Origin of the sequence: Pseudomonas sp. OST1909 (genome assembly GCF_015277575.1) — a bacterium.
Taxonomy (GTDB): domain Bacteria; phylum Pseudomonadota; class Gammaproteobacteria; order Pseudomonadales; family Pseudomonadaceae; genus Aquipseudomonas; species Aquipseudomonas synxantha_A.
The window spans coordinates 538,062-558,720 of sequence record NZ_CP063780.1 but is presented as its reverse complement, the minus strand read 5'-3'; the positions used below and the strand labels follow the sequence as shown (position 1 = coordinate 558,720).

Here is a 20,659-nt window from a genome sequence, read left to right as displayed (position 1 = left end):
CATGCAGACCTATAAGAAATTCCTTCTGGCCGCGGCCGTCTCGATGGCGTTCAGCGCCACAGCCATGGCAGAAACCTTGAAAATGGGGATCGAAGCGGCTTACCCGCCCTTCAACAATAAAGACGCCAGCGGCAACGTAGTGGGCTTCGACAAGGACATCGGCGACGCCTTGTGCGCCAAGATGAAAGTCGAGAAGTGCGAAGTGTATGTGTCCGACTGGGACGGCATCATCCCGGCCTTGAACGCCAAGAAGTTCGACTTCCTGGTGTCTTCGCTGTCGATCACCGATGAGCGCAAGCAAGCGGTTGACTTCACCGACCCGTACTACTCGAACAAGCTGCAGTTCATTGCGCCAAAAGCCACGGCAGACTTCAAGACTGACGCCGCTTACCTGAAGGGCAAGGTGATCGGTGCACAGCGTGCAACGCTGGCCGGTACCTACCTGGAAGACAAGCTGCCGGACACCGAAGCCAAGCTCTACGACACTCAGGAAAACGCCTACCTCGACCTGACCTCCGGTCGCCTCGACGGCATCCTCGCCGACAAGTACGTGCAGTACGAGTGGCTCAAGAGCAAAGACGGTTCGGCCTATGAGTTCAAAGGCGACCCGGTGGTGGAAAGCGACAAGATCGGTATCGCCGTGCGCAAGGGCGACCCATTGCGCGAGCGCCTGAACAAAGCCCTGGCAGAGATCAAGGCAGACGGCACCTACAAGAAGATCAACGACAAGTACTTCCCGTTCAGCATCGAATGATCTGAACGACCTGCCCGGCGCGCTCCTGTGGGCGCGCCGGCTTTTAGCAATGCCTGCCGCGATATGAAAACACCATGAATTTCGATCTCTACGGATTCGGCCCGGCCCTCGCCGCCGGCGCGCTGATGACCGTCAAACTGGCGCTCACGGCCCTGTGCCTGGGGCTGGTGCTCGGCCTTGCCGGCGCCTTGGCCAAGACTTCGCCGTACAAGCCGCTGCAATGGCTGGGCGGTGCGTATTCGACCATCGTTCGCGGTATTCCCGAATTACTGTGGGTGCTGCTGATTTACTTCGGCACCGTCAACCTGATGCGTGCCCTGGGTGAGTTTTTTGGCAACCCCGACCTGTCGCTGAGTGCCTTCGCCGCCGGCGTCATCGCCCTGGGCCTGTGCTTCGGCGCCTACGCCACCGAAGTGTTTCGCGGCGCGATCCTCGCCATTCCCAAGGGTCACCGCGAAGCCGGTGTGGCATTGGGGCTGTCGAAATTTCGGATTTTCACCCGGTTGATCATGCCGCAGATGTGGCGTATCGCCCTGCCGGGCCTGGGCAACCTGTTCATGATCCTGATGAAGGACACCGCCCTGGTGTCGGTGATCGGCCTTGAAGAAATCATGCGCCACGCGCAGATCGGCGTGACCGTCACCAAGCAACCATTCACCTTCTTCATGGTTGCGGCGTTCATGTACCTGGGCCTGACCGTACTGGCGATGACCAGCATGCACTTCCTGGAAAAACGCGCCGCCCGCGGCTTTGCAAGGAGCACCCAATGAGCGGCGACTACAGCTGGCTATCGCACTTTGACCTGGGCCTGAACTGGGCCGTGATCATCAAGTGGCTGCCGAAGTTGGCTCAGGGCGCCACCCTGACCCTGGAGCTGGTGGCAATCGCCGTGATCGCCGGCCTGCTGCTGGCGATTCCACTGGGTATCGCGCGCTCTTCGCGCCGCTGGTACGTGAGCGCCCTGCCCTATGGCTACATCTTCTTCTTCCGTGGCACGCCGTTGCTGGTGCAGTTGTTCCTGGTCTATTACGGCCTGGCGCAGTTCGATGCCGTGCGCAACAGCTTCATGTGGCCGTACCTGCGCGATCCGTTCTGGTGCGCCACGGCCACCATGACCTTGCACACCGCGGCCTATATCGCCGAGATCCTGCGCGGTGCAATCCAGGCCATTCCGCCGGGCGAGATCGAAGCAGCGCGGGCATTGGGCATGTCCAAACCGAAAACGCTGTTCTACATCATCCTGCCACGCGCCTCGCGCATCGGCCTGCCGGCCTACAGCAACGAAGTGATCCTGATGCTCAAGGCCAGTGCCCTGGCGAGTACCGTGACCCTGCTGGAACTGACCGGCATGGCCCGCACCATCATTGCCCGCACTTACCTGCCGGTAGAGATTTTCTTCGCCGCGGGTTTGTTCTACCTGCTGATGGCTTACGTGCTGGTGCGCGGTTTCAAACTGCTGGAAAAGTGGCTGCGCGTCGATGCGTGCCAAGGACGTTGAGGCACGCTTCCAGGCACTGGATGCATTCCTGATCGAGTACCAAGGGCTGTGGCGACCACGGCCCTTTACTCAGTTGCAGCTGCCCTGGGAAACCGAGCATCCCGAGTTATCCCAGTGGCTGCGTCGGCGTTCGTTGGCCGAAGCGGAAGCCAGTCACAACCAACCTTACGACCTGCCCGCGCCCGCACCTTTTCCACAGCTGGCCGCTCACGCGCTGCGCCTCAGCACTGTGGATAAGTTACCCACGCACACCCTTGAGCCTGCTCGCCATCGTTTGAATGTGGATGTGCCCGGGCGCAAGTGGCAACAGATCGAAGCCTTCGGCGCCGCACTGACTTTTGCCCAGACGCCTGCCCACTGGCTGGACTGGTGCGCCGGCAAAGGCCATCTTGGCCGCCGCCTGCTGCAACCCGGCCAACGGTTGACTTGCCTGGAATATGACCCGGCCCTGATTGCGTCCGGCCAAACCCTGAGCGATCACCACGGCTTGCCCGCTGCCCATTGCCTGCAAGACGTGATGGCCGATGTAGCGATCGACCCCGAACACACACCTGTGGCCCTGCACGCCTGCGGCGACCTGCACGTGCGCCTGCTGCAACTGGCCAGCGCCGCTGGCTGCAAACAATTGGCGCTGGCGCCCTGCTGCTACAACCGCATCAATGCCGAGCGCTACCAGGCACTGTCCGGCGCCGGGCGCGCCTCCCTGCTAACCCTGTCGATCGACGATCTGGGATTGCCCCTGAGCGAAACCGTCACCGCCGGCAACCGCGTGCGCCAGCAACGGGACACCTCCATGGCGCGGCGCCTGGGCTTTGATCGACTACAGCGGCAACTGCGCGGCTGCAACGACTACCTGCCGACGCCCTCCCTGCCCGCCAGTTGGCTGGATAAATCCTTCGCCGACTACTGCCGCGAGCTGGCAAACCTCAAGAATTTATCCACAGGTGAACAAGACTGGCCGGCGCTCGAAGCCCACGGCTGGCAGCGCCTGGCCGAAGTGCGAAACCTGGAGTTGGTAAGGGGTTTGTTTCGACGCCCACTGGAAATGTGGCTGGTGCTGGACCGCGCCCTGTTTTTGAGCGAACAGGGCTACAACGTCGAGGTCGGCACCTTCTGCGAACCAACACTCACCCCACGCAACCTGATGGTGCTGGCCCAGCGCGAATAAGGTGCAAAATTTCCAACACGCGCCCTGTGGATAACTCTGTTGATGGAATCTTTGCAGAGGCTGTAGCAATCGGCATTGAACGCCAAAAGCGAGGCTGGTCATTTTTTGTTCACAAAATAAAACGCACGCAAAACAGGCAGTTGCAGCGTGTTGAGAACGGCTGCACAAAATGGCCGTTTCGTGACAGCTGTTACCAACCGATTGTGCATAAGCATCAGACGTTAAACGTATAAAGCGGACTTTGGTAGGGTGGTTTTTGGCGGTTTCAGCGGGCGGAGAACCTCGTTGGGCGCCGGATCGCTCAGGTACGCGGGGTACCTGGCCTGACGCCGAAGTGACGGCTTTTTACGCTGCCACGCCGTGTGGAAAACACGCTAATCGCAAGAAACCTTGGTTTTTGCAAAAATAGTCAGAATTCAGGGGTTTACAGAACCTTTCCAATCGCTATAATCGTCGCCCTAACACGCCGGTATAGCTCAGTTGGTAGAGCAACTGACTTGTAATCAGTAGGTCCCGGGTTCGACTCCTGGTGCCGGCACCATATCTCAAAGCCCCGCAATGCGGGGCTTTGTGGTTTCTGGGGTTTAGGAAACTATAGAAATTTGAATCGCCCTTTTGGCTGAAATGCCCAAAAAGTGTCCACACTTAAAATCGAGGGCTGCTTGCCTCAGACCCGATTTCGATTTTTACGATGCAGCGGCCAGATCTGCCCCCCCCCACGGCATTGTGCTTAGAGTGAAAATAAACCCGCCCCCTTTTCCCGCGTGATGCGCTCTCCGTGGTTGATTGTTGCATCTGGCCGCAATCCGGGAAGGGCCGCAATCTTCGCGCTTTGATGACCCTGGTAGTCATCGAACAGCTCCACCGGCACGTGTAGCGGCGAGCGAACGCCAAAGAAGCTGTCGGCCCGACTGCGCACGAATACTTCCCCGTCACCCTGCTGCTGCCAGATGAAGTCGGGAATGCTGAAAACCGGGGCCAGGCTGTCCATGGCTTGGTAGCCAACTTCCAGGCTGTAGAAAAAAGGCGCCTTGACGCCAGCTTAAGGCCGATCCGGGACGCGAAAGCGCAGGCCGGCGTGCTGGCTGATCTTGACCAGCACAGCTAAGTCCACTTCGAGATGTCCTTTCGGGCATCCCACTTTTTATATGAAATTATGGCTGGCCAATAATTATGGCGAATCCATAAAACAGATAATCGCATCAGCAACCAGTGCTCGCTGCCCAGGTTTGACTTCCAACGCGACAGATCTATTTTCCTGATTGCTCCCCACGCCCCACCACGCTACCCTCCTCCCCGTCGCTGCCAATTCAGCGACCGGGCCTGAGAACCCGACTTGATGCAGGCGCCTTAGCGCCACGCATTCGTTGAAATAACGACGTGGTAGCTCTCACTCGATACGGGAGTTCTACCAATGACCGCTCCAAATCCATCCGCGTTAACCACCCTCGGCGTCACCCCCTTTTCCTTTCACTCCGACCAACCTCTGTTCCGCGTCAACAGCGGTGTTTCCCTGCATGAAGCCTTGCATCACGTTTCCGACTTGCTCCACCTCGCCAAGCTGCTCGCGGAAGACGCGGCGATGACGAAAGACACGGACCGTTATGCCTGGGCGTCGCATTATTTGCAGGAGATGAGCAAGGCGGTGATTGATGATGTGGTGAAGGTGTTGGAGTCGCCAGGGAATGTTGAGCAATAAAGAAGTCGTGTGGTTCGCGGGCTGACGTCATCGCGGGCAAGCCCGGCTCCCACAGAGGAAAGCTCTGGCCTGAATAGGTCGGGGCTTTTTGCGAAAGACGAGCCAAAGGCAATATGGCACTTAGCCACTTATTCGATTGACACCCCCTCCCCACTCCTTTAAAAACCCCGCCTTGCTTGCGCTTTTATCGAGACATGGATGTTGTCCAACCCCCCGCTGTTCAAATACCGCCGCTATTGGCTGGCGGTCATCATCGTGTTGCTGGCGATTCTTGATCCTTTCGGCTTGGCCAGTTCCAGCGACAAGGCGTCGGCGCAGTGGCTCAATCGTATGTTCGCCAGCCACTACCCGAGCCTTGGGCAGCAGCGGGTGGCGGTGGTGTTGATTGATGATGCCTACCTGATGCGCAACGACACCTCTTGGCCAATGCCCTATGGCGAGCAGAGCAAGTTGTTCAAGCGCTTGCTGGCGTACAAGCCTGGGGCGGTGTTTGTGGATTTGCTGTACAGCCATGAGCACTCGTTGGGCGACCCGGCGCGAAGCAGCCAGTTGCTGGCGAATGTGTTTGAGCGTTATCAACGCCAGGGCATCCCACTGTGGTTGGCCAATACCGGGTTGACGCGTGCGGAGGCGGGCCAGGCCAATACGCTGGCGCCTCTTATGCAGGTCAGCCGCACAGCGCTGGTGGTATGGGAAGGGGTGGACGACAAGTACCCGCTGGCCATGCACACACAGGCGGGGCTTTTGGAAACCCCAGCGATGGCGCTGTACCGCGAGTTTTGTGCCAAGCAACATTGCAAACAGCCGCCGGTGGATGCGCAAACCGCTGCGCAGCGCCAGCCCATCGCTGTGCAATGGGGGCTGAAGCTGGCGGCGGAACAGGCGCGGATTGCTGATATCCGCCACTGCGCGCCCGCGCGGCATTTTTTGCTGGATGGGGTGGCGCAGTTCTTTCAGGCCGTGTTCTGGAAGCTCGATGACTCGGCCCAGGCGCGGTGCCCTTATACGCTGACGTTGTCGGCCAGTGACCTGGAGGTCAGCGACCCCGATGATCAGGCACTGATCGCAGAGTTGCTGCGCGACCGCCTGGTGCTGGTGGGCGCCAATATCGCGTCCACGGGGGATCTGGTGGAGTCGCCGGTACATGGCCAACTCCCCGGCGTGTACTTGCACGCCATGGCCCTGGATAACCTGATCAATTCTGGCATGGACTACGACCATGAACCGGCCGACTTTCCCCGCTTGCCCTTCAATTGGCTGGACCTGCTGGAGCTCGGGCTGCTGGCGTTGATTGCCGTGCTCAAGGCGCTGCACGCACGTCGCCTGGCGGGCCAGCGCACCTGGAGCCGGTGGCGGCGCCAGGAAATCTGGTTTTTTACTTCGCCGTGCCCGTCGTGGCTGTTGGTGATGTCGATGTTGGCGGCGGTCAGTGTGTTGCTGAGCCTCAATGACATCACCCCGGTCAACGTGCTGGGTATTGTTTTGCTGTCGTTGGTGTTGTTCAGCGAGCGGATCGAAGCCTTCTTCGACCGCGACCGCTGAGTGTGCCGTTTTGTCATTTGACTCAAGGAATTCAAGGATGAACAGAAGTCTCATCGTTTTGCTCACTGCCCTCTTCACCCAGGGTGCCTGGGCGGAAACTCACAGTATCAAAGCGTTCCTGGCCGACCCAGTGACCGTACTGGACGAGCAAGGCAAGCAACAACGTGAGTTGGCGAAAAAGGATGCGCCCACCCAGCCCGTACCGGTGTTGCAGTACAACCAGGCGCTGGACCTGGTGCAGGTCGAGCTGGCAGGCCAGAAGGTCTGGCTGGACACCATGGACCTGCGCATCGAACCGCCGCTGAACGTCGTCGACCTGCCTTGCCAGGGCCTGACCAAAAGCCAGGCCAAGGACAGCCGCAATAATTCCACCATCGGTTTTGGTGCCGGTTGCAATCAATAAAAGGAGCGTTGCGGTGAAGGGATATCGAGTGGCAGCCAGCCTATTGGCCTGTTCCGTGCTCAGTGGTTGCGCGACCTTGAAGGGCGCAGACCAGGCGTTCCTGAACCTGGTGGGGCCCTCGACCCAATCTCGGGTCCAGGGCCACTACGTGGACAACACCGACGTGCGCCAGTACTACAAGCTCGACCCACAGCGCCAGAGCCAACAGCGCCTGAGCTACGACGGGCGGGCGGTGCCGGCTGCCGAGGCGCGCCAGCAGAACCTGGTGGATATCCCGATGCTGCAAGGCTACTTGCAGGGCATTGTCATGCGCTTGTCCAAGGGCTGGCCGGGGGAGTTGCCGCCGCTGCAGGTGAAGATCACCGACAGTTATGGTTTCGGGCCATCGGCAGACCCTTACGGCAACCTGTTCGTACCGCTGGGTATGCTGGACAACGTCGCCAGCGAAGACGAAATCGCGGCGATGCTTGGCCATGAAATGAGCCACGTGCTGCTGCATCACCACGACCGCATGGCTGCCTTCCAGCAGCAGAAAGACATGTTCACCACCGTCGCCTCCACGGTCGCCTTGGCCACCATGGCTGCCGATACGGGCGTCGACCGCAGCTCCGGGACGATGAAACTGTTCAGTAAAGACCCGGCCGGCACGCAAAAGACCATCGGTAACACCGTGCTGTACACCGCACTGGCCAATACCTTTTCCGATCAGGTATGGAGCACCGCCTGGGGCCGCAGCCAGGAAGACCAGGCCGACTTGCTGGGCACTGACTTGATGATCCGCGCCGGTTACGCACCGCGTGCCGCCACCCATAGTCTGGAGCGCCTCAACGACTTCCAGGGCAAGCAGAAACCCTTGCTCACGGGCTTCCTCACGGCGCGCAAGAATGCCATGCAGGATTCGTTGCAGCAGTTCAATCTCAACCAGTTCACCAAAGAGCTGGACGTGCTGGTCAAGGACGGCTTGACCACCGGCATCACCGCAACCACGCAATACTTCAACCGCTCGCACATGTCGGCGATGGACCGTGACACCGAGCTGCGCCAGTACTTGCAACGCGAATATCGCCAGGAACGCCGCGCTCGGGTCAACCCACAAAGCTGGTCGAAGATGAAGACTACGCCGCAAGTGGCGAAGGCCTTACAGGGTTATAAAGACGCGTACTTCGCCATCGATGCCCTGGAGAAAAACAAAGTGCCGGATGCTGAAGGGTTTATCCGCAAGGCCCTGGCGTCACCGGTCAAGGACCAGCCGAGCATTCGGCGCACGGCCTATACCGTGCGCCTGGCCCAGGGCAAAAACAGCGAAGCGGTGAAAGAGTTGCAGGCGATCAAGGACTGGTCCCTGGCCGGCCCCTCCACCTATGACTTGATGATCAGCTATCACCTCAAGCGGGGTGATGGGCAATCGGCCCTGGCGATGATCGACAAGGCTGAACGCAATCTGGGCTCGGAGGAGCTGTTCATCACCGAAAAGCTGTTGGCCAACCAGCAACTGCAGAATGTGCAGCAGGTGCAAACGGTGTTGCGCAAGTGCGAGCAGTACCCGACACGCAAGGAAAACTGCAAGAAGCTCGCACCGGCCAAGGCCTAGGCGGCAACATTCGCACCTGGAATAAAAAAACCCCGAACCAGTCGGGGTTTTTTATTGCCTGGCATCAGGCACGACGCTCGATCAATTAGAAAACGTTGATCGGGTAGTCGGCGAACAGACGGATTTCGTTACCGCCTACGTTGTAGTTGCTGGCGTTGTTGGAAACGCGCAGCCACGAGGCGCGAGCACGCAGGCTCAGGTCTTTGGCTGGGCCGCTCTGTACGACGTACTTGAACTGGTTCCAGATTTCACGCTCGGTGCCATCGCCACGGCCGCTGCCGTCGTCAATGTTGGTGCCACGCACGTAGGCAATGTTGTAGGTCAGGCCCGGTACGCCGAAGGTGGCGAAATCGATGCCGTAACCTGCTTGCCAGGAACGCTCGTCCTTGCCGTTGAAGTCGGACCAGTAGGAGTTGGCCAGCAAGATGGTATTGCCGCCGTCGCCGATGCCGCCAGCGTTGCGGTAGCCGCCGTACAGGTAGCCAGTGTCGCCGGTGCTGCGCTGGTGAGCGAGGGTGAAGCTGTGCGCACCAACGGCCCAGGTCGCGCCCAGGCTCCAGATCTTGTTGTCGCGCGCGTCCGCATCACCTTGGTTTTCCAGGGCGAAACTGCGATCAAGCTTGGTTTTGTAGCCGTTGAAGTCAAACGTCAGCGATTGCTTCTCTGGCAGGGCCAGCACGTAGTTGACGTTGACGTATTGCTTTTTCAGCACGTCCTGCATGTCGGAGGCATACAGGGCAGCCGACAGGCTTTCGGTGAATTTGTAGCTACCGCCGATGTAGTTGATGCTCTTCAAGCGGCCGCTGTCGCTGCCCTCGGCGCTCTTGCGAGCTTCCTTGGTGAAGTGACCGGCGTCCAGTTGCAGGCCGGCGATCTCTTTGGAAACAATCGAGGTGCCCTCGTAGGTTTCCGACAGCAAGCGCGAGTTATCGTACTGCAGGACCGGTACGGCCGGCATTTGCTGACCGTATTTGATCACGGTGTTGGAGATACGCGCCTTCACGGCCGCGCCACCTTTGGCCAGGTCGTTGGCGGCTTCACCGCTGTCACCTTGCTTGAAGAAGTCGATACCGCCAGCGCCGCTGCGGCCTTTACCACCGTCCAGACGGATAGCGTATTGGCCAATCACATCCACACCCACACCTACGGTGCCTTGGGTGAAGCCGGACTCGAACTTGCCGATGAAGCCTTGGCCCCATTCAGCTTTGTCCTGCTTGCCGTTTTTGTAGTCACGGCTGATGTAGGCGTTACGTGCGGCGATGTTCAGGTGGCTATCTTCAACAAACCCCTTGGATTGCTCCTGGTCGTTTGCCATTGCTGTCGATGCGCTCAAAATCCCCAGAGCGATCAGACTCATCCGTTGCTTCAACATATTCTTATATTCCTTATTACGGGTTGAGTACGCGCTGTGACACCAGGCTCCATGTTGCTATTTCTGGTGTCGACCTTTGCCGCAAAAAGAAAGCCCGCGGACGACTGAACTGCCGCGGGCCTTTTTTTATTGGAGTAAGTCATGGCGGTGAGCCACAGGCGTTGGGCGCAATCCTATGCGGGCGTTGAACTATGTGTCAATTTCGTGAATCGTCTGTATTTAGGCGATATTCGTCTAAGGGGCGAGCTAAAGCACTACGCTGAAAACGATTGAATGACCTACGCCACCGGTAAAAAACACATCAAGTAACAAATATGCCAGCGACACGACAGGGAATAGATAACACGCGCAAATGCAAAGCATTACCATTCGCGCAAATTTCCTGCCCAACCTGTTGGATACACCCATGCCCACCCCTTGCCTGACGCCCATCGCCCTTGGGCTCTCCATGCTGCTGTCTGCCGGTTTTGCCTGCGCGACTACCGTATTGCCCGAGACCTCGATCAATGCCGAAGCGGATGAAGACGACCCACGGGTCAAAGAGACCAACACCGCCACCCGCACCGCGACCTCCGTACGCTATGTGCCCCAGGCGATCGACTCGGTAAAAACCGACAATCTGCGCTCCTACGGCACCAACGACCTGGGCCAGGCGTTAAGCGGTATTCCCAACGTCAGCAGCGGCGCCGACACACGCTTCGACAGCCTGCGCATACGCGGTTTCGACGCCAGCAATGACTTCTATCTGGACGGCATTCGCGACGACAGCCAATACGTGCGCGACCTGCACAACATCGAGCGTATCGAAGTGCTCAAGGGCCCGGCCGCCGTGCTGTACGGGCGAGGTGGCCAGGGCGGTATCGTCAACCGCGTAAGCAAATTGCCCACGCCGGGCCATAAGTCGAGTATCGAAGCCCAAGGTGGCAGCAACGATTTGCGCAGCCTGTATGCCGACCTGAGCGCCGACCCGAGCGACACCATCAGCCTGCGCCTGAACATGGGCAACCAGGACAACAACAGCTTTCGCGATGGCGTCAGCGGCAACCGCCAGTTGTTTGCGCCGTCGATGAGCTGGCAGCTCACGCCCGACCTGAACTGGCTGGTGCAATACGAATACAGCCGCTACAACCGCACGCCGGACCGTGGCATTCCCGGGGTCAACGGGCGCCCGGCTGATGTGAGCCGCAGCACCACTTATTTCGATCACGGCGACTACATCGACGATAAATCCCAGTCACTGCGCTCCAAGCTCGCCTATGAGCTCAACGCCAACTGGCAACTGCGCCACACCCTCGGGGTGTTCAAGCTCGACAGCGATTTCGACAACACTTACCAGACCGGCTACGACGCGAAAACCAACAGCGTCAGCCGCCAACACTGGCAGCAAGACCTGACCACCCGCAATGTTTTCAACAACCTTGAGCTGGAGGGTGGTTTCGACACATTTGGCCTGGAGCATCGCCTGCTCACCGGTATCGAGCTGGGCAGCCAGCGCCGCGATCCGAAGCTGTACTCGGCTCGGGATGCCAGGACGGTCCCCAGCCTGGACCTCAACCAACCCAATCGCCGCCTGAGCCACACAGGGAGCATGCGACTGTCGAGTTACAACCACACTGAAGTCGAAAGCAGCGCGCTGTATGTGCAGGATCAACTGCGCCTGAACGACCAGTGGCAACTTTTGGGCGGGCTGCGTTATGACCGCTTTGAAGTGGATACCACCAGCAAGGTGCTCAACACCCAGGAGAACGTGAAGAGCCACAGCACCAGCCCGCGCGTCGGCCTGGTGTGGACGCCGCTGGAGCATCATTCGTTCTATGCCTCGTGGAGCAAGACCTTCTCGCCAGCGGGCGGCGGCCTGATCGGTATCACGCCGAACGCCGCCGGGAACGTCAACGACCTTAGCCCGGAGCTGACCAAGCAGAAGGAAATCGGCGTGAAGAGCGACTGGTTCGACGACCGCCTGAGCACCACGCTCGCCGTGTACGAGCTGGAACTCTACAACCGCCGCACCAGCGACCCGCTGGACCGCACCATCACCCTGCTCACCGGCGAGCAACGCTCACGCGGCGTGGAGCTGACGGCCACCGGCAAGATCATCGACAACTGGTACGTACGCGGCGGTGTAGGCCTGCAGGACGCCAAGGTGGAGAAGGACAACAACGGCTTTGAAGGCAAACGTATCAGCGACGTGGCCAAGCGCAATGCCAGCGTGTTCATCACCTGGAAACCGGAAATGGGCTGGTACGCCGAAACCGGTTTGACCCTGGTGGGTGATCGCTACGCCGACAGCCTCAACACCGTGGTACTGCCGGGATACGGGCGCTGGGACGCGCTGGCCGGGTTCCGTCAGAAAGAGTGGGACGTGAGAGCGGCGCTGAACAATATTGCCGACAAAAATTACTACGCCTCGGCGACCAGTGCGGCGCAGATTCAACCAGGAGAGCCGCGTAGCCTGGTGGTCACCGGTACCTACAGTTTCTAATATTTCATCTGGCACACTGACTGCAGTGTGCCTTCACTTACTCATCAACTCGCATAACGCCTGCACTTCATCCTCCGTGAACAACCCCACCGGGTAGCGTTCTCTCATCACGCTGCGCAAGTCAGGCACCTGCCTGACCTGTCGCGAGCCGTTTGCCTTCAACCACAGCGCCAACGCATGGATCGCATCGCCGTTGACTCGCAAGGGGTGAAACGTGCGCGTGTTCATCAGGTCGATATCGGCATTCATTTCAGCGCTCTCTCCTGCTGCGTGAGCGGCTAACTTACTCAAGGTTTGTGACAGAACTGCGCAGTCATCGCACAGATTCACTGTGCCGACAGCGATACAAGAGCTATGCCAATGTGCCGTCCGCCTTGGCATTCAGATACAAAAAAGCCCGCGACCTGGCTGGGTCGCGGGCTTGGCTGGAACACTGCGGTTGCGCAGCGCCCACGCGCCCTCAAAGCACCGTTACAACTACACTCAATTTCTGTGCGGTGCGGGCTGCTGTTGGGTCAGGCAATGAATATTGCCTCCCCCCAGTAACAGTTCGCGGCCCGGCACCATCACTACTTCGTGCTGCGGGAACAGGCTCTGCAGGATTTGTTTGGCCTGGTGGTCCAGCGGGTCATCGAAACTCGGCGCGATGATGCCGCCGTTGACGATCAGGAAGTTGACGTAGGACCCGGCCAACCGCACGCTCGGGTTACGTTCCTGGCTGCCGTCCACCGGGTCGACACCGGCGCATTCTTCCTCGGTGGCATACAGCGGTCCCGGGATCGGCATTTTATGCACGATGAACGCGCGTCCCTTGGCGTCGGTGCTGTTTTGCAGCACATCCATGGCTGCGTGGCAGCGTGGGTAGTTCGGATCTTGCGGGTCATCGGTCCAGGCCAGCAACACTTCGCCCGGGCGCACATAGCAGCAGAAGTTATCCACATGGCCATCGGTTTCGTCGTTGAACAGGCCATCCGGCAACCAGATGATCTTATCCACCGCGAGGTGATCAGCCAGTACAGCTTCAATGGCCGCACGATCCAGGTGCGGGTTGCGATTGCGGTTCAACAGGCACTCTTCGGTGGTGATCAGGGTGCCTTCGCCATCCACATGGATCGAACCCCCTTCAAGCACGAAGCCTTGGGTGCGATAGCGCGGCGCGCGCTCGATCTCGAGGATCTTGCCGCCTACCTGGGAGTCACGGTTCCATGGTGCATACAGGCCGCCGTCAAAACCACCCCAGGCATTGAAATCCCAATTCACGCCCCGCACCTCGCCGCTGTCGTTGATCACGAACGTGGGGCCCGTATCGCGGACCCAGGCATCGTCGGAAGACATTTCCACCAAGCGAATATTGGGTACATCCAGGCGCGCACGGGCGTTCTCGTACTGGCCGGCGGAAACCGCAACGGTCACGGGCTCAAAGCGGGCGATGGCCTTGGCCACAGCCACGTGGGCGGCCTGCGCAGGCTTACCGCCCAGACGCCAGTTGTCGGGGCGCTCGGGCCAGATCATCCAGGTTTGGGTTTGTGGCGCCCATTCGGCAGGCATATGGAAGCCATCGGCGCGAGGTGTGCTGTGCAGGGTGGTCATGGCGTTCAAAACTCCGAATGGGGTGAAGACCGACTTGATATGGATAAAAATCGGCTTTGGAAGCGCTTAACGATTACAGATCCCGAATATTACACAAAATAGCCGATAACAATCGATCTATCACAGCTGCTCATCCAGTACTTTCGACAACATGTCGACAAAGAAGTCCACGCTTTGCCGGGTGGTCACCATCGGCGGTTTGATCTTGAGAATATTCAGGTAGTCACCCGTAGGCTGCATGAAAATCCCTAATTCCCGAAGACGATCACATAACAGCGCCGTCTCTTGCGTCGCTGGCTCCAGGGTGTGTCGGTCGCGCACCAGTTCCAGGCCCAGATAGAAGCCCGAACCGTGTACCGCTCCGACCAGCGGATGGCGGTCGATCAGCGCTTGCAGCCGAGCCTTGAAATGCCCCCCAACCACCTGGGCGTTTTCCCAGAGTTTCTCTTCTTCCATCACGTCCAGCACCGCCATGCCGATTTGACAACTGACCGGGCTGCCCCCCGATGACGAGAAGAAATACCCTTCGGCCTCCAGCGCCTCGGCAATTTCTCGACGGGTGATCACCGCCCCCAAAGGCTGGCCGTTGCCCATGCCTTTGGCCATGGTGATGATGTCGGGCACCACACCCTGCTCTTCAAAGCCCCAGAAGAAGTGGCCCATGCGGCCGTAACCTACCTGCACCTCATCGGCGATGCACACGCCCCCCTGGGCACGGACCAAGCCATACACCTGCTGTAAATAACCCGGCGGCAGAGAGATGCCCCCGGCATTGCCGTATACCGGCTCACAGATAAATCCGGCCAACTGGCGCTGGCTTGCGGCAATTTTCGCCAGGTTGTGTTCCACGCTTCGCACGTAGTCCGGTGCGCTGTCCGGCCCGCGGAATTCGCCGCGGTAGGTATTGGGTGCTGTCACCGGGTGCACCCAGTCCGGGCGGCTGCTCAATGCCTGGGGGTTATCGGCAATTGATGTGGATACGGCGTCTGCCGCCACCGACCAGCCGTGGTACGCCTCCAGCACGCTGAGCATGTCGCGCCCGCCGCTGTAGGCCCAGGCCAGGCGAATCGCCAGGTCATTGGCTTCGGTGCCGCTGTTGACCAGGAACACGCGGTCCATGCCCTTGGGCGCCAGCGCCAGCAACCGTTCGGAAAACTCGGCAATCGCGGCATAGTGAAACCGCGAGTTGGTGTTGAGCAGCGACCACTGCCGCGCTGCTACCGCGGCCATGCGCGGGTGACCATGGCCCAGCACGGCTACGTTGTTGAGCATGTCCAGGTAGGATCGGCCCTGCATGTCGATCAGGTGGTTGCGCCAGCCTCGCTCGATACGTGGCGGGTCCACGTAGTAATGCTTCTGGGAGCGGGCGAAGCTGGCATCACGCCGGGCCAGCAGGGCCTGCGGGTCCAGTTCCGGCTCGGCATCGCAGGCCAGCCCCAACAGCGCCGCCGGTGACGGGCACAACGCCTGCCAGGCCGAGGCTCGGGAGGGCGTGCAGAACAGTGGCGGCTCAAGGTCGGCGCTGCATAACTGCACAATCAACGGCGCGTGAACCTCACCCATTACTTGCCCTTTCACCACCAACGCTCCAGGCGTGAGTGACGTTTTTAAGCCCCACACACGCAGGCTCAGCCTAGGGTCGTGCAAGCACAGCAAGCCATCGGCGCCTTCACGCAGCGTGCCTGCAAAGGGGGCTTGCAGCACGCTGCCGTGGGGCAGATGCAGTTCGACATGGAGGGGGAAGGTCTGCGGCTCTACCGCGCTGTCGGCACAGGTACGCGACAAGCGGTATTGCCCATACCGGCTGGCCGCCAGCCCATGTACTGCCGCTGCTTCAGCCAGCAACCGCCGATCCATTTCCGGGGTTTCCCAATTACCGGCCTCCCAATGCGGGCTGAGTACGCCCAGGTCGATCAGCGCGAACTCGCGGCCCACCAGGCCCGGCAACAAGGGTGCAAAGTCATGGCTGGCAACCGGTGGCAACGTCTCGCCAACGCCAGTGAGAATCGCCGCTTGCATCAGCGCAAACGGCACCGCCGTCGCAACATGAAAAATTTCCCACTCGTGCTCAGCATTTTTCTTTAAATACGCGTTATCCGGGTCCAGGCGTTGCTGCTGTTCACTGCTGAGCACCAGCACCGCCGCGCGGGCGACGATCAGCGGCCACAACACCTCCAACTCTTCGCGCTGTAACGGCATCACCGCGTGACAGGCCTGGATTGCCGGCAGAATCGCAAACGGGTCACCGTGGGCGTGGTGCAACAGGGACGCGCAGGTTACCGACAGGTCGGCAATCCGCCAGGTGCGCACCAGATCGCCGAAATCAATCACGCCGTGAATACGCCAGCGCCGCTGGGCATCACGCTGGCACACCACATTGTCATCGGTGATGTCCAGGTGCACCGCTTGCCACGGCAGGCGTGGTGCCAACGGTTGGACATACGCCTCGACCTGCGTGGCTACGTGCTCCAATACGGCGCGTTGCGGCAGGTCAGGCAAGGTTGCCAGCAGATGAGTGATCAACGCCTGCGCATGGCGCGGATCCCACTGCAGGGTGCGCGCAAGGCCCGGATGCTCGAAACCTTGCAGCGCGAGGCTCATCTGCGCGCACAGTTCACCGAAGCTTGCGATCACCTCGCGGCCCAGGTGCGGTAAATGCGTGAGGGGCTGGCCGTCGATGTACTCCAGTAGCCGCAGGTGCAGGGTGTGCCCGTCCACGTCTACCGTCAGCAGCTCACTACCATCCAACGCTTGAATCACCTTGGGCACGCGCAGATGGACATGTGCTTGCAGACTATTGAGGGCCGCGTGCTGGGCCTCGAGTTCAACGGCGGCGTAGTCACCGCGGCAGATTTTGAGAACAAAACGGCCCTGGGCGTTGTCAATCTTGTAGTTGAGGTCTTGTTGACTGCCCAACGCTTGCAGCACACCGCTCATCCCATAATGCCGCTCGAGCAGGCTTGCCGCCTGGTCGGGGCTTACTTGTGGGCAAGGTAAACTGGCGCGGTGGGTCAATGTGGCTAACGACATTGTGACGACCTTTGTTTTTTCAGTCGTCTATATCGCCATTGTTCCGGGTCACAAGGCAACCCCCAGTAAACGCCGGACTTGCACCACCCGGCCCTCACAACTCAAGCTATGCTTCATTCGCTTAATGTCCATCTAAGGAAAGGGCCCTCCGATATGCGCATTCTCGTTACTGGCGGCGCTGGCTTTATCGGCTCAGCCCTGATCCGCTATTTGATTCAAGATACCGAACATGAAGTGCTCAATCTGGACAAGCTCACCTATGCCGGCAACCTGGAGTCGCTGACCAGCATCGCGTCCAACAGCCGCTATGAGTTTGTCCAGGCCGATATCATCGACCAGGCCGCCGTCAGCGCCGTACTCGCACGCTTTGAACCTGATGCGATCATGCACTTGGCGGCCGAGTCCCACGTTGACCGCTCCATTGACGGTCCGTCGGATTTTATCCAGACCAACATCGTCGGCACCTACAGCCTGCTGGAAGCCACACGGGCTTACTGGCAGAAGCTGGCAGAACCGGCCAAAAGCGCGTTCCGCTTCCACCACATTTCCACTGACGAGGTGTATGGCGACCTGCACGGCGTAGACGACCTCTTCACCGAAACCACCCCTTACGCGCCCAGCTCTCCCTACTCCGCGAGCAAGGCGGCATCCGACCATCTGGTACGCGCCTGGCAGCGTACATACGGCCTGCCGATACTGCTGACCAATTGCTCGAACAACTACGGGCCATTCCACTTCCCCGAAAAATTGATCCCGCTGGTTATTCTCAACGCCTTGGCGGGCAAGCCACTGCCTGTCTACGGCGATGGTTTGCAGGTACGTGACTGGCTGTTCGTCGAGGATCATGCCCGTGCACTGCTCAAAGTGGTCACCACTGGGGTGGTGGGCGAGACCTACAACATCGGTGGTCATAACGAGCAGAAGAACATCGACGTGGTACGTGGCATTTGCGGCCTGCTGGAAGAGCTGGCGCCGCAGCGCCCCGCCGGCGTGGCAAAATTCACTGACCTGATCACCTTCGTCAAGGATCGCCCTGGCCACGACCAGCGCTACGCCATCGACGCCAGCAAGATCGAACGCGAACTGGGCTGGGTCCCGGAAGAAACCTTTGAGACAGGACTGCGCAAAACCGTGCAGTGGTACCTCGATAACCTGGAATGGTGCCGCAGGGTCCAGGACGGTAGTTATCAGGGCGAACGATTGGGCAACACCGACTTGAAGGATCTAATCGCATGATGAAGGGCATCGTATTGGCTGGCGGCTCCGGCACCCGCTTGCACCCCATTACTCTGGGAGTGTCCAAACAGCTGTTGCCGGTGTACGACAAACCCATGATCTACTACCCGATATCCGTGCTGATGCTTGCCGGGATCAAGGACATCCTGGTGATCTCCACGCCGGTAGACTTGCCACAGTACCGAAACCTGCTGGGAGATGGCAGCCAGTTTGGCGTGCATTTCACCTATGCCGAACAGCCGTCTCCAGACGGGTTGGCTCAAGCATTTATCATTGGCGAAGAGTTCATCGGTGATGACGCCGTGTGCCTGATTCTGGGGGACAACATCTTCCACGGCCAACATTTTAGTGATCAATTACGCACTGCAGCCGAGCGTTCATCGGGCGCTACGGTATTCGGCTACTGGGTAAAAGACCCGGAGCGCTTCGGTGTGATTGATTTCGATAAAGAGGGCCGCGCCCTGTCCATTGAAGAAAAACCGGCGAAGCCCAAGTCACCCTATGCCGTCACCGGCCTGTATTTCTACGATAACGACGTGATCAAGATCGCCAAGGCCGTCAAGCCTTCGCCGCGCGGCGAGTTGGAAATCACCGACGTCAACAACGCCTATCTTCAGCGCGGCGACCTGCATGTAGAACGCTTCGGTCGCGGCTTTGCCTGGCTCGACACCGGCACCCATGACAGCCTGCTGGAGGCCTCGACTTACGTGCAGACCATCGAGCACCGCCAGGGCTTGAAAGTGGCTTGCCTGGAAGAGATCGCCTACGAAAACGGCTGGATCGACCGCGACTATCTGCTGGAACGCGCCAAATACTTCGGCAAGACCGGCTATGGCCAGTACCTGTATTCCCTCGCCGGAGAGACCCAGTGAACGTAGTTGAAACCACACTACCCGGCGTGCTGATCCTTGAGCCAAAGGTATTCGGTGACGAGCGCGGTTTCTTCTACGAAAGCTTCAACGCCCGCGCTTTTGAAGCAGCTACCGGGCTCAAGCGTGATTTTGTGCAGGACAACCACTCGCGCTCGCAAAAAGGCGTACTACGGGGCTTGCACTATCAGCTTGAGCACACTCAAGGCAAGCTGGTGCGTGTCACTCACGGCGAAGTGCTGGATGTAGCCGTCGACATCCGTCGCAGCTCCCCAAACTTCGGAAACTGGGTGGGTGTACGCCTGTCGGCACAGAACCATCGTCAATTGTGGGTGCCAGAAGGTTTTGCACATGGTTTCGTGGTGTTGAGCGACCACGCAGAGTTCCTGTACAAAACCACCGATTACTACCAGCCAAGCGCCGAGCGCAGCATTCTCTGGAATGACCCAACGCTGGCTATCGACTGGGAGCTGGTCGAGCCGCCGCAACTGTCTGCCAAAGACCAGGTCGGAAAACTGCTGATGGAAGCCGACCTGTTCCCATGAAAATATTAATCACCGGCCAACACGGCCAAGTCTCCCTGGAGCTGCAACAGCGGCTCCAGGGTCTTGGCGAACTCGTCATCCTGGGCCGCGACCAGCTTGACCTGGCCGACGCTGACCTCATCCGCCAACAGGTACGCGCCCACCGCCCTGGCCTGATCATCAACGCGGCAGCCCACACTGCCGTCGATCTGGCCGAGAGCGAACCGGACGCAGCCTTTGCGATCAACGCCATCGCCCCCGGCATCCTCGCCGAGGAAGCCAAGGCACTGGGCATCCCGCTGATTCATTACTCGACCGACTACGTGTTCGATGGCAGCAAACCTGCCCCTTACATCGAAAGCGACACACCCAACCCTTTGGGTGTCTATGGTCAGAGCAAACTGGCGGGTGAACAGGCGATTGCTGCCGTAGGTGGCGAACACCTGATCTTGCGCACCAGTTGGGTGTACTCGAGCCATGGCAAGAATTTCCTGCTGACCATGCAGCGCCTGCTGCAGGAAAAACCGCAGATGCGCATCGTCGCCGACCAGATCGGTGCGCCGACCTGGGCCGGGACCATCGCCAGCAGCACCCGCGCGCTGATTCAGCAGTGGCAGGCTGGCAAGGCCGGGGACTGGGGCGTTTACCACCTCACCGCACAAGGTGAGACCTCGTGGTTCGGCTTTGCCCAAGCCATTGGCGAGCAATTGCGGATCGAAGGCAAAGCCTGCGCCGAACTGGAGCCGATCCCTTCCAGTGCCTACCCCACCCCCGCCAAGCGCCCGCTGAACTCGCGCCTGGATTGCTCGCGTCTGCAACAGCAATGGCACGTCAGCCAGCCCCATTGGCAAGATGCATTGCACGAGTGTCTTGCCAGGCAGCACTAGGCATAATGCGCCTG

The 20,659-nt window shown here is 59.6% G+C and carries 17 protein-coding genes, 1 tRNA gene and 1 pseudogene; 14 read left to right on the top strand and 5 right to left on the bottom strand.

The genetic code is table 11. The features are described 5' to 3' along the window. The first annotated feature begins 1 nt into the window (after position 1). From IH404_RS02470 to IH404_RS02450, 5 genes are all read left to right on the top strand, one after another. The gene (locus IH404_RS02470) at positions 2-754 is read left to right on the top strand and encodes an ABC transporter substrate-binding protein (RefSeq protein ID WP_005783892.1); all 753 of its coding nucleotides are present in this window, start codon (positions 2-4) and stop codon (positions 752-754) included. Between the two features lie 74 nt (positions 755-828). Then, the gene (locus IH404_RS02465; RefSeq protein WP_005783890.1) at positions 829-1,524 is read left to right on the top strand and encodes an ABC transporter permease; all 696 of its coding nucleotides are present in this window, start codon (positions 829-831) and stop codon (positions 1,522-1,524) included. A gap of 38 nt (positions 1,525-1,562) precedes the next feature. Beyond that, positions 1,563-2,252 carry an ABC transporter permease gene (locus tag IH404_RS02460; RefSeq protein ID WP_032803763.1) on the top strand — a complete coding sequence of 230 codons (690 nt, stop codon included), beginning with the start codon at positions 1,563-1,565 and terminating at the stop codon, positions 2,250-2,252. Continuing rightward, positions 2,233-3,420, top strand: coding sequence for a methyltransferase (locus IH404_RS02455; RefSeq protein WP_194439850.1), 1,188 nt, complete (start codon positions 2,233-2,235; stop codon positions 3,418-3,420). Before IH404_RS02460 ends, IH404_RS02455 begins: the two co-directional genes overlap by 20 nt. Positions 3,421-3,885: 465 nt before the next feature. Further along, a tRNA-Thr gene (locus IH404_RS02450) sits at positions 3,886-3,961 on the top strand. Between the two features lie 189 nt (positions 3,962-4,150). Here the strand turns inward: IH404_RS02450 and IH404_RS02445 are convergent. Then, positions 4,151-4,534, bottom strand: a pseudogene (locus IH404_RS02445) (hypothetical protein); the annotation flags it as partial. Between the two features lie 300 nt (positions 4,535-4,834). Between IH404_RS02445 and IH404_RS02440 the strand changes: the two are divergent. The 4 genes from IH404_RS02440 to IH404_RS02425 all read left to right on the top strand — a co-directional run bounded on the left by IH404_RS02440 (position 4,835) and on the right by IH404_RS02425 (position 8,655). Then, entirely contained in the window at positions 4,835-5,119 is a 285-nt protein-coding gene (locus IH404_RS02440; RefSeq protein ID WP_194439849.1) for a DUF3077 domain-containing protein, read from the top strand. Positions 5,120-5,317: 198 nt separating this feature from the next. After that, positions 5,318-6,661: a CHASE2 domain-containing protein gene (locus IH404_RS02435; RefSeq protein ID WP_194439847.1), complete on the top strand. Its 1,344-nt coding sequence runs from the start codon at positions 5,318-5,320 to the stop codon at positions 6,659-6,661. 37 nt (positions 6,662-6,698) lie between these two features. Continuing rightward, complete coding sequence (locus IH404_RS02430; protein ID WP_032878382.1) at positions 6,699-7,064, top strand: hypothetical protein; 366 nt, start codon at positions 6,699-6,701, stop codon at positions 7,062-7,064. A gap of 13 nt (positions 7,065-7,077) precedes the next feature. Then, positions 7,078-8,655: a M48 family metallopeptidase gene (locus tag IH404_RS02425; protein ID WP_194439845.1), complete on the top strand. Its 1,578-nt coding sequence runs from the start codon at positions 7,078-7,080 to the stop codon at positions 8,653-8,655. A gap of 85 nt (positions 8,656-8,740) precedes the next feature. Here IH404_RS02425 and IH404_RS02420 read toward each other — a convergent pair whose 3' ends face one another. Then, positions 8,741-10,027 carry an OprD family porin gene (locus IH404_RS02420; RefSeq protein WP_005783872.1) on the bottom strand — a complete coding sequence of 429 codons (1,287 nt, stop codon included), beginning with the start codon at positions 10,025-10,027 and terminating at the stop codon, positions 8,741-8,743. 406 nt (positions 10,028-10,433) lie between these two features. Here IH404_RS02420 and IH404_RS02415 point away from each other — a divergent pair, with 406 nt between their 5' ends. Further along, on the top strand, positions 10,434-12,509 hold the full coding sequence (locus IH404_RS02415; RefSeq protein WP_194439843.1) for a TonB-dependent siderophore receptor: 2,076 nt from the start codon (positions 10,434-10,436) through the stop codon (positions 12,507-12,509). A gap of 33 nt (positions 12,510-12,542) precedes the next feature. Here IH404_RS02415 and IH404_RS02410 read toward each other — a convergent pair whose 3' ends face one another. The 3 genes from IH404_RS02410 to IH404_RS02400 all read right to left on the bottom strand — a co-directional run bounded on the left by IH404_RS02410 (position 12,543) and on the right by IH404_RS02400 (position 17,129). Beyond that, on the bottom strand, positions 12,543-12,758 hold the full coding sequence (locus tag IH404_RS02410; RefSeq protein WP_078820050.1) for a hypothetical protein: 216 nt from the start codon (positions 12,756-12,758) through the stop codon (positions 12,543-12,545). Between the two features lie 234 nt (positions 12,759-12,992). After that, on the bottom strand, positions 12,993-14,099 hold the full coding sequence (aguA, locus tag IH404_RS02405) for an agmatine deiminase (RefSeq protein ID WP_005783865.1): 1,107 nt from the start codon (positions 14,097-14,099) through the stop codon (positions 12,993-12,995). A gap of 120 nt (positions 14,100-14,219) precedes the next feature. Next, entirely contained in the window at positions 14,220-17,129 is a 2,910-nt protein-coding gene (locus tag IH404_RS02400; RefSeq protein WP_194439841.1) for an aminotransferase, read from the bottom strand. A 153-nt stretch (positions 17,130-17,282) separates the two neighbouring features. Here IH404_RS02400 and rfbB point away from each other — a divergent pair, with 153 nt between their 5' ends. From rfbB to rfbD, 4 genes are read left to right on the top strand one after another with little or no spacing between them, the layout of a single operon-like run. Continuing rightward, the gene (gene rfbB / locus IH404_RS02395) at positions 17,283-18,365 is read left to right on the top strand and encodes a dTDP-glucose 4,6-dehydratase (protein ID WP_078820047.1); all 1,083 of its coding nucleotides are present in this window, start codon (positions 17,283-17,285) and stop codon (positions 18,363-18,365) included. Further along, positions 18,362-19,237, top strand: a complete 876-nt coding sequence (rfbA, locus tag IH404_RS02390) for a glucose-1-phosphate thymidylyltransferase RfbA (RefSeq protein ID WP_005783860.1) — start codon at positions 18,362-18,364, stop codon at positions 19,235-19,237. Before rfbB ends, rfbA begins: the two co-directional genes overlap by 4 nt. Next, the gene (rfbC, locus tag IH404_RS02385; protein WP_194439839.1) at positions 19,234-19,779 is read left to right on the top strand and encodes a dTDP-4-dehydrorhamnose 3,5-epimerase; all 546 of its coding nucleotides are present in this window, start codon (positions 19,234-19,236) and stop codon (positions 19,777-19,779) included. Before rfbA ends, rfbC begins: the two co-directional genes overlap by 4 nt. Then, positions 19,776-20,645, top strand: coding sequence for a dTDP-4-dehydrorhamnose reductase (gene rfbD / locus IH404_RS02380; RefSeq protein WP_005783856.1), 870 nt, complete (start codon positions 19,776-19,778; stop codon positions 20,643-20,645). The genes rfbC and rfbD overlap by 4 nt, the downstream gene beginning before the upstream one ends. Positions 20,646-20,659: the final 14 nt, after the last annotated feature.

Coding starts and splice junctions, on each gene's coding strand:
- IH404_RS02470 (WP_005783892.1), top strand. CDS start 2: ATGCAGACCTATAAGAAATTCCTTCTGGCCGCGGCCGTCTCGATGGCG.
- IH404_RS02465 (WP_005783890.1), top strand. CDS start 829: ATGAATTTCGATCTCTACGGATTCGGCCCGGCCCTCGCCGCCGGCGCG.
- IH404_RS02415 (WP_194439843.1), top strand. CDS start 10,434: ATGCCCACCCCTTGCCTGACGCCCATCGCCCTTGGGCTCTCCATGCTG.
- aguA (WP_005783865.1), bottom strand. CDS start 14,099: ATGACCACCCTGCACAGCACACCTCGCGCCGATGGCTTCCATATGCCT.
- IH404_RS02455 (WP_194439850.1), top strand. CDS start 2,233: ATGCGTGCCAAGGACGTTGAGGCACGCTTCCAGGCACTGGATGCATTC.
- rfbD (WP_005783856.1), top strand. CDS start 19,776: ATGAAAATATTAATCACCGGCCAACACGGCCAAGTCTCCCTGGAGCTG.
- IH404_RS02435 (WP_194439847.1), top strand. CDS start 5,318: ATGTTGTCCAACCCCCCGCTGTTCAAATACCGCCGCTATTGGCTGGCG.
- IH404_RS02420 (WP_005783872.1), bottom strand. CDS start 10,027: ATGTTGAAGCAACGGATGAGTCTGATCGCTCTGGGGATTTTGAGCGCA.
- IH404_RS02430 (WP_032878382.1), top strand. CDS start 6,699: ATGAACAGAAGTCTCATCGTTTTGCTCACTGCCCTCTTCACCCAGGGT.
- IH404_RS02440 (WP_194439849.1), top strand. CDS start 4,835: ATGACCGCTCCAAATCCATCCGCGTTAACCACCCTCGGCGTCACCCCC.
- IH404_RS02410 (WP_078820050.1), bottom strand. CDS start 12,758: ATGAATGCCGATATCGACCTGATGAACACGCGCACGTTTCACCCCTTG.
- rfbA (WP_005783860.1), top strand. CDS start 18,362: ATGATGAAGGGCATCGTATTGGCTGGCGGCTCCGGCACCCGCTTGCAC.
- IH404_RS02400 (WP_194439841.1), bottom strand. CDS start 17,129: ATGTCGTTAGCCACATTGACCCACCGCGCCAGTTTACCTTGCCCACAA.
- rfbB (WP_078820047.1), top strand. CDS start 17,283: ATGCGCATTCTCGTTACTGGCGGCGCTGGCTTTATCGGCTCAGCCCTG.